9 protein-coding genes are annotated in these 8,171 nt (G+C 73.3%); 3 read left to right on the forward strand and 6 right to left on the reverse strand.

Annotated elements, in window-relative coordinates:
- The first annotated feature begins 34 nt into the window (after positions 1-34).
- Complete coding sequence (locus RZ84_RS11255; RefSeq protein WP_043264211.1) at positions 35-718, forward strand: TetR/AcrR family transcriptional regulator; 684 nt, start codon at positions 35-37, stop codon at positions 716-718.
- A 251-nt stretch (positions 719-969) separates the two neighbouring features.
- Positions 970-2,469: a nitrilase-related carbon-nitrogen hydrolase gene (locus RZ84_RS11260; RefSeq protein WP_078893689.1), complete on the forward strand. Its 1,500-nt coding sequence runs from the start codon at positions 970-972 to the stop codon at positions 2,467-2,469.
- Positions 2,470-2,681: 212 nt separating this feature from the next.
- Here RZ84_RS11260 and RZ84_RS11265 read toward each other — a convergent pair whose 3' ends face one another.
- From RZ84_RS11265 to RZ84_RS11285, 6 genes are all read right to left on the reverse strand, one after another.
- Complete coding sequence (locus RZ84_RS11265; RefSeq protein WP_043269617.1) at positions 2,682-3,599, reverse strand: ribokinase; 918 nt, start codon at positions 3,597-3,599, stop codon at positions 2,682-2,684.
- A 125-nt stretch (positions 3,600-3,724) separates the two neighbouring features.
- The gene (locus RZ84_RS11270; protein WP_241777659.1) at positions 3,725-4,045 is read right to left on the reverse strand and encodes a substrate-binding domain-containing protein; all 321 of its coding nucleotides are present in this window, start codon (positions 4,043-4,045) and stop codon (positions 3,725-3,727) included.
- A complete protein-coding gene (locus RZ84_RS11275; protein ID WP_043264212.1) occupies positions 4,045-5,070 on the reverse strand; it encodes a LacI family DNA-binding transcriptional regulator in 1,026 nt (341 codons plus the stop codon). Before RZ84_RS11275 ends, RZ84_RS11270 begins: the two co-directional genes overlap by 1 nt.
- Before the next feature lie 226 nt (positions 5,071-5,296).
- Complete coding sequence (locus RZ84_RS38865; protein WP_157878801.1) at positions 5,297-5,470, reverse strand: hypothetical protein; 174 nt, start codon at positions 5,468-5,470, stop codon at positions 5,297-5,299.
- 149 nt (positions 5,471-5,619) lie between these two features.
- The gene (locus tag RZ84_RS11280) at positions 5,620-6,048 is read right to left on the reverse strand and encodes an organic hydroperoxide resistance protein (RefSeq protein ID WP_043264213.1); all 429 of its coding nucleotides are present in this window, start codon (positions 6,046-6,048) and stop codon (positions 5,620-5,622) included.
- Between the two features lie 383 nt (positions 6,049-6,431).
- Positions 6,432-7,454 carry an NADP-dependent oxidoreductase gene (locus RZ84_RS11285; protein ID WP_043264214.1) on the reverse strand — a complete coding sequence of 341 codons (1,023 nt, stop codon included), beginning with the start codon at positions 7,452-7,454 and terminating at the stop codon, positions 6,432-6,434.
- Positions 7,455-7,541: 87 nt separating this feature from the next.
- On the opposite strand from RZ84_RS11285, the gene RZ84_RS11290 reads away from it, so the two are divergent.
- Positions 7,542-8,021, forward strand: coding sequence for a MarR family winged helix-turn-helix transcriptional regulator (locus RZ84_RS11290; protein WP_043264215.1), 480 nt, complete (start codon positions 7,542-7,544; stop codon positions 8,019-8,021).
- Positions 8,022-8,171: the final 150 nt, after the last annotated feature.

Raw genomic sequence — 8,171 nt, forward strand, 5'->3', positions numbered from 1 at the left:
CTGACGGCAGATGCGGGAGAGTTACGCTCGGCTCGTGAGCGCACGAGATCAGGGCACCGCCCGCGGCCCCCGGAGGCGCGGCGGCGGACGGGAGGTCCAGGGCGCCGAGCGGCGTGCGGCGATCCTGGAGGCCGCCATGGAACTGATCGCCGAGCGCGGCTACCGCCGTACCTCGCTCGCCGCCGTCGCCGAGCGCGCCGGGCTGACCCAGCAGGGGCTGCTGCACCACTTCCCGACGAAAGAACTGCTGCTGATCGGCGTCCTGGAGGCGCGCGACCGCTGGGACGCAGCCGCGGCGGCGGCCGGCACCTGGCGCACCGGCACCCTCGCCCAGCTCGTCGACTACAACGCCACCCGTCCCGGCGTCGTCCAGACGTACACCGTGCTGTCGGCCGACAGCGTCACCGAGGACCATCCGGCACGCGAGTTCTTCGAGACCCGTTTCCGTGCCGTGCGCGAGGCGCTGGCCGGGGCACTGCGGGCCGAGTTCGGCGACACCCTGCCCGGCGGGCTGACGCCGGAGCGGGCGGCGCCGCTGCTGGTCGCGGTGATGGACGGACTCCAGCTGCAATGGCTGCTGGACCCGGAGAACGTCGACATGCCGGCCGCGTTCCGGGATTTCCTGACGCTGCTCGGGAGTGTGGCGGGACAGGACGACGAGCCCGCCGAAGGGCCCGGTCAGGAGACTGCCGAGGAGCCCGGCGCGGGGACCGGCTGACTCCCGGGTACGGGCCCGGCCAGAACCCGGCGGGCAGGGCTGCCGGCGCGTTGCTGCGCTTACTGCCGTGCCCGGGGCGGGAGTTCAGGAGCGGTGGCAGCTACGGCGGGCGAGGTGTCGACGCGGCCCGGCAGCAGCCGGGTCAGGCAGAAGGGCGCACCTGACGGTGCGTACGGACGGGGTCGGAGCGGGGCGGCCGGGGTTATCCACAGGCCCGAACGGATCGTCGGCGGGCGGGGCATGATGGGCGAATGATCATTGCTGCCGCACAATTCCCCTCCGTACCGGGCGATATCGCCGCCAACGCCGAGCGGATGGCCGCCCTCATCGCCGAGGCCGGCGAGCGTGGCGCCGGGCTGGTGGTCTTCTCCGAGCTGGCGCTGACGCACTACGACCTGCATCTGATAGCCGCTGATCCGGCGGGGCTGGCGGTGCTGCCCGACGATGCCCGGCTGGCGCCCGTACGGGAGGCGTGCCGGACGGCCGGGGTCGCGGCGGTGGTGAACGGTGCGGGGCGGAGCGCCGACGGCGGGGCCCCGCCGACCATCGCGACGTTCGTGTACGGGCCGGACGGCGCGCTGCTGACCCGCTACGACAAGCGGCATCTGGCAGACAGCGAGCGGAAGGTGTTCGCACCGGGGACCGCGCACGGCCGGTTCACGCTGGGAGGCATCCGGTTCGCGCTCGCCACCTGCTTCGACAGCGCCTTCCCCGAGGTGCCGGCGAAGGCCGTGGCGGACGGCTGCCGGGTCTATCTCTCCAGCGCCTTCCACGACGGGGCGGAGCGGGTGGCGCGGTATACGCAACTGGCCCGGGAGCACGGGCTGTTTGTGCTGCTCGCCAACGGGATCGAGGTCGGAAGCCCCGGCCCGGCCTGCGGGCTCAGCGGCGGCTGGCGGCCGTCCGGTGAGCGGGTGGCGGCGGCGTCCGCGTGGCCGGGGACGGGGTCGGGAGCAAGGGCCGGCGACGGCGGCGAGCTGGTGCTGAGCGATGTCCGGGAGGCGGTCACGCTGATGGCCGACCCCGCGGTGGCCGCGGTGCCGGTCCGGGAGTGCGGTGAGCCGCTGGTGGATCTCCGGGCCGCCGCGCCCGCGCTCCTGGCGGACGGGCCCGAGGACGAGGAGGACGGCGCGGCAGGCGCCTTCACGTATCTGCGGGAAGGCGTGGTGCGGCGGCTGCTGGCGGCGCAGCGGGCGCTGCCGGACGGGCTGCGGCTCCAGGTCGTCGAGGGATACCGCCCGCCGGCCCTCCAGCGCCACTACTTCGAGCGGTACGGGCGCGAACTGCGCGCCGCACACCCCGACTGGGACGCGGTACGGGTCCATCGGGCCGCCTGCCGCTATGTGTCGCCGCCCGAGATCGCACCGCACAGTGCGGGCGGTGCGGTGGACCTCACCCTGGCCACGGCCGACGGCGGCCGTGTCGACATGGGGACTCCGATCGACGCGTCGCCGGAGGAGAGCGACGGCGCCTGCTATATCGCCCCGGACCTGACGCCTGCCGCTCGCCGCAACCGCCGGGTGCTGGCCGCGGCACTGCACGGGGCGGGCCTGGTCAACTATCCGACCGAGTGGTGGCACTGGTCCTACGGGGACCGCTACTGGGCGCTGGCGACCGGCGCGGCGCATGCGCTGTACGGGCCCGCGGAACTCGGCGAGGAGCAGGCCGCGGAGCGCGGCGAGGAGTGGGAGGCGCGCGGCACGGTGGCCGTGGCGGAGCCCGCGCTCCTGAGGGAAGGGACCGAGCGGTGAGGTGCGGGCGGGGTGCGGCGCGCCGGCGGTGCCCCGCCGGCTCGCGCCGCCCCGTCGCAACCGCCGGCGCCCCTGCCTCCTCCTGCCCCGGTCTTCCCTCCACCGGACCGGCTCCCGCCGGCGAGGCTCGTCCCGAAGAGGCTCGTGCCGGAGCAGTTCCCTCCGGAGAGGCTCGCACCGGGCCGGCTCCCGGGGGAGTGGCTCGCGCCGGGTCAGTTCTCCGGCGGCTCCGGCAGCTCCGCCAGGTCGTCCGCCGTGGGGTACGACGGCTGTGCGCCCGGCTTGGTGACGGCCGCGGCCCCGACGCGTACCGCGAAGCGAGCCGCTTCGGGCAGGGTCGCGCCGGTGGCCAGCCGGGTGGCGAGCGCGCCGGTGAAGGCATCGCCAGCGCCGGTGGTGTCCACGGCCGTGACGCGGACGCCCGGGATCGCCGCCGGCCCAGAGGCATCCAGGACCAGGGCGCCGTCCCCGCCGAGGGTGACCACGACCGATCGGGCGCCCTGCTCGCGCAGCGCGGACGCCCAGTCCGCGGGCGTGCCGTCGGTGCGGCCGGACAGCTGCCGGGCCTCGTGCTCGTTGACCACCAACGGGTCAGCCACGGCGAGGAGTTCGGGTGCGAGGGTGTCGGGGGCCGGCGAGGGGTTGAGGACGACCCGGGTGCCGGCCGCTTCGGCGGTCGCGGCGGCGGCCCGTACGGTCTCCATCGGCACCTCCAGCTGGAGGGAGACCACCGACGAGGCCGCGATGACGTCCTTGGCCGCGGTGACATCGTGCGGGGTGAGGGCGGCGTTGGCGCCCGGCGAGACGACGATGCTGTTGTCACCGTCCGGGTCGACGATGATCATCGCGGTGCCGGTGCGGGCGTCCTCGTCCACGATGACCGGCGTGACATCGGTGCCCGCGGCGCGCTGCGCGGCCAGCAGCAGTGCGCCGTACGCGTCACCGCCGACCCGCGCGAGCAGTGCGGTGCGCCCGCCGATCCGGGCCGCCGCGGCTGCCTGGTTGGCGCCCTTGCCGCCGGCCGTCTCGACCAGGTCCGTGCCGAGCACGGTCTCCCCCGCGCCGGGCCGCCGGGCCACCCGTACCGTCAGATCCGCGTTGGCCGAGCCGACCACCAGGACGTCGTACATGCGCCGTTCTTCTCCCTTGTCCGAGCGCCTGTCCGCGGTGTGCTCCCGCGTGTCCATACGCCGCTTTCCTGTCTTTTCCCGCCTGTTGCGGCCGGGCGGCACGCCGCTGCCGCCGGGCCGCACCGTCAGCCGCCGAACCGCGCGGCGTTCGCCGCCGTCACCAGGACCACCGGCACCTTCACCGTCCGCGGCAGCCGCTCACCGCGGGATACCCTGAGCGCCCAGTCCACCGCCTGCTTGCCGAGGAGTTCCGGCTGCTGGGCGACGGTGGCGGTCAGGGTCCCGGCGCGGACCGCCCGGACGCCGTCCGGGGTGCCGTCGAAGGCGACCACCTTCACGTCCTTGCCGGAGCGGGCCCCCAGCGCCTTGGCGGCCCCGAGCGCCATCTCGTCGTTGGCGGCGAACACCCGGTCGAGATCGTGGTGCGCCTGGAGCATATTGGACATCACGTCCATGCCCTTGGTGCGGTCGACCGCTCGGCGCCCGGCTCGCCGCAGGAGTGGCGGGTGACAAGTCGCGCGGGCAGCAGCACCGTTGCGGCCGGGCGGCCCTCGACACGTTCCAGCAGGGCGTGCACCGCGGCCCGGCCCAGGTCGCGGGTCGGCTGGGCGATGGCGGTCAGCGGCGGGTCGGTGTGCGCGAACCACGGCACGTCGTCGTAGACCACCAGCGCCATGTCATCGGGGACCCGCAGCCCGCGCGCCCGCAGTTCGTCCATCGCGCCCAGCGCCATCAGGTTGTCGGTGGCCAGCACCGCGTCCGGCGGCTCGGGCAGGTCGAGGAGGTCGCTCATCACCCGCCGGCCGCCGGTCGGTTGGAGGTCGGGGGTGGCGCCGACCCGTTCGTCGGGCAGCGGAATGCCGTGTGCGGCCAGTGCCGCACGGAAGAGTTCCAGGCGCTCGTCGCCGGTGGGGGTGCCGGCCGGGGCGACGATGATCGCGGGGCGGCGGCCGAGGGCGGCGAGATGGGCGGCGAGGTCGGTGAGCGCGGCGCGGCCGTCGGCGCGGACACAGGGGGCATCGATACCGGGCACGGTGCGGTCCAGCAGGACCAGCGGGGTGCCGGACGCGACGACCTCGCGGAGCATCGCCGAGCCGGTACCGGCCGAGCTGACCAGCAGGCCGTCGATCCGGCGGTCGAGCAGGGTGCGGATGTAGTCGTCCTGCTGCTCGGGGCGTTCGCCGGCGTTGCCGATGACCAGGCTGTAGCCGAGGCTGCGGGCCGCGTCCTCGACGGCGTCGGCAAGCTCGGTGAAGAACGGATTGGTGAGGTCGCTGATGACCAGGCCGAGCGCGCCGGTGCGGGCGGTGCGCAGGGCCCGGGCGACGTTGTTGGGGCGGTAGCCCAGCTCCCGCACGGCGGCGAGCACCCGCTCGCGGGTCTCCGCGACCGGGCTGTTGCCGTTGAGGACCCGGGAGACGGTGGCGACGGAGACCCCTGCCCGCTCTGCCACATCCTTGATGTTCGCCATGGCGCCGTTGCCGTCCTGTCGGTGGGTGTGCTGATCGCCGTCGATCTGCCCATGCGATCCGCCCGGAACGCGCGATGCGGTCCGAGCGGCCGGCGCGCAGCGATCGATGCGGACGTCCTCGATCGGTCCGCCGGGTCCGCGCTCGGCCGGTGCGTGCCCGTCGGATACGCGTCGAGGAGTCGATGTAATCGATTACGCCGGGTTTCGCGAGGACCTATGTAATCGATTACACAGCGCCTGCGTCAAGACCCCGGGGCGTGATTGTTGCCTGCGTCACAGTGGCCACGTCGAGTGTCGTCACGGCGACCACGTCAGCCACTTCGGTCACGTCAGCCGCCTCGACCGTCGCTGCCACGTCGGCCATCTCTGCCACCTCGGTCGCCTCGGTCGCCTCGGTCACGCGGGCTATCGGCTCGGCGCCGTTGCGGGGTGGAACGACCTAGGGCCGCACCCGCTGGGGTACGGCCCTGGGCTTCTCCACGCTGTGCGCGGCGAACGCGGCTACGCGCCGACGCCCGCGGCGCCCCAGACAGCGGTCGGCTCGACGCGTCAGGCGACGGTCAGCTTGACCTCGATGTTGCCTCGGGTGGCGCGGGAGTACGGGCACACCTGGTGCGCCTTCTCCACGAGGTCCTTGGCGGTGGCCGCGTCGACGTTGGGAATCGAGGCGGAGATCTCGACCGTGAGGCCGAAACCGCCGTCCGGGGTCTTGCCGATGCCGACCTCGGCGGTCACCCGCGAGCCGGTGACATCCGCGTTCTCCCGGCGGGCGACAACGCTGAGAGCACCCTGGAAGCAGGCGCTGTAGCCCGCCGCGAAGAGCTGCTCCGGGTTGGTGCCGGCGCCGCTGCCACCCTGCTCCTTGGGCGGGTTGACGACGACGTCGAGCTTGCCGTCGTCGCTGGCGACGCGGCCGTCACGGCCGTTCTCAGCGGTGGCGACGGCGGTGTAGACGACGTCGACGGTCTGGATGGACATACCGAATCCTCCTGTGATTCGCCGCGACTCGCGCCCACGGATCGCGACGGCGTGCCGCTGAGCCTAATCCGTTGCTCCGGACGGCTGCCAGCGCGGATTCTCCGCCGGGGGCTGTTCGAGCACTGGGACCGTGGTGTCTCAGCGCGTCTGAACGGGCGGGGGGGGAGGTGAGGGCTGCCCCGTCCATCGCCTGACCTGTCCAATCCCCCTCTGCCGAAGGGTGGTTGCCTCCCGGTGGCCCCCGGCCTGGCGGCGGGCCGGACCACCGGCAGGCCGGACCGACAGCTCGGACTCCGGGCCGGCAGCTCAGGGCCCAGGGCTCTGGGCCGGCTGCTCGCGGTTCATGGGCTCGCGGCTCGCGCCCCGCACCGGCGGACGGCGCCTCAGTCGGCGAGGCTCACGATCATCTTTCCGGTGTTGTCGCCGCGGAGCAGGCCCAGGAACGCCTCGGCGCCGTTCTCGATGCCCTGCACCTTGGTCTCGGAGTACTTCAGGTCGCCGGAGCGGATCCAGGCGGAGACCTCCTCGACGAACCGGGGGCGCAGCGCCGAGTGGTCGCTGACCAGCAGCCCCTGGAGGCGCAGGCGCTTGCCGATGACCATGGCGAGGTTGCGCGGGGCGGGACTGGGCTCCGTGGCGTTGTACATCGAGATCATGCCGCAGATGGCGACCCGGCCGTGGACGTTGAGCGCGCTGATGGCGGCTTCGAGGTGATCGCCGCCGACGTTGTCGAAGTAGACGTCGATGCCGTCGGGCGCGGCTTCCTTGAGCTGCCGGGTGACATCGCCGTTCTTGTAGTTGAAGGCGGCGTCGAAGCCGTACTCCTCCACCAGGAGCTTGACCTTCTCGTCGGTGCCGGCGGAGCCGATGACCCGGGAGGCGCCCTTGAGGCGGGCGATCTGGCCGACCTCGCTGCCCACCGCGCCGGCCGCACCGGAGACGAAGACGGCGTCGCCCTCCTTGAACGAGGCGACCTCCAGCAGGCCCGCGTACGCGGTCAGACCGGGCATGCCCAGGACGCCGAGGTAGGCGGTCAGCGGGGCGAGCGACGGGTCCACCTTGGCGACGTGGCCGCCGTCGACGACCGCGTACTCGCGCCAGCCGAGGCCGTGCAGGACGTGGTCGCCGACCGCGATGCCCTCGGCGCGCGAGGCGAGGACCTCGCCGACCGCGCCACCGTCCATCGGCTGGTCGAGCTGGAAGGGCGGGACGTAGGACTTCACGTCGTTCATCCGGCCGCGCATGTACGGGTCGACGGAGAAGTAGGCGTTCTTGACGAGGATCTGGCCGTCGGCGAGCTCGGGCAGCGCGGCCTCGCGGAGCGCGAAGTCGTCGGGGGTGGGCCAGCCCTGCGGGCGGGCGACGAGGTGCCATTCACGGCTGGTCGTGGGCAGCGGTGCGGACATGAGCCGGTCCTCCAAATGCTTCAGGTTCTGAAACAATCATGCACATCGATATTTCACGTTGTCAAGCAATTGGGTATCCTGGTGTTTATGACCCCGCGCGCAGACCCCTTGACCGTCGACGTCGTCGACCTGATCGGCACCGTCGTCGTCCGTTACCACGAGGAGTACGAGCACGCCGCGGCCGAGCACTCGCTCACCGGCGCCCAGGCGCGGCTGCTCAGCCTGCTGGCCGTCGAGCCACTGCCCATGCGACGGCTCGCCCAGCAGCTGAAGTGCGAGCCGTCGAATGTGACCGGCATCGTGGACCGTCTGGAGTCCCGCGGCCTGGTGGAGCGCCGCCCGGACCCGGCCGACCGCCGCGTCAAGCTGGCCGCCCCGACGGCCGAGGGCGTGCGGACGGCCGAACGGCTGCGGGCATCCCTGGACTTCGCGCGCGAGCCGCTGGGACAGCTGACCGTCGCCGAGCGCACCCTGCTCAAGCAGCTCCTCCAGCGGATGCTGGGCATCACCCCCGAGCCGTCGCAGAAGCCGGAGAATCCGGAGAAGGGGGATGAGGGGGAGAAGTAGGGAGGAAGGGGAGGGAAGGGGGCGGCGTCGGCCGCGGGGTGGGCTCGGGGAGGAGCCACGGCCGACCGTTGGGTCCTGGGGCCGTCGAGTCGCTGGGGGCCGTTGGGTTGCAGGGGGGGGTGGGGCGCAGGGGGCCGGGGTTGGTGAATT

It is taken from the genome of Streptomyces sp. CT34 (assembly GCF_000805335.1).
GTDB lineage: Bacteria > Actinomycetota > Actinomycetes > Streptomycetales > Streptomycetaceae > Streptomyces.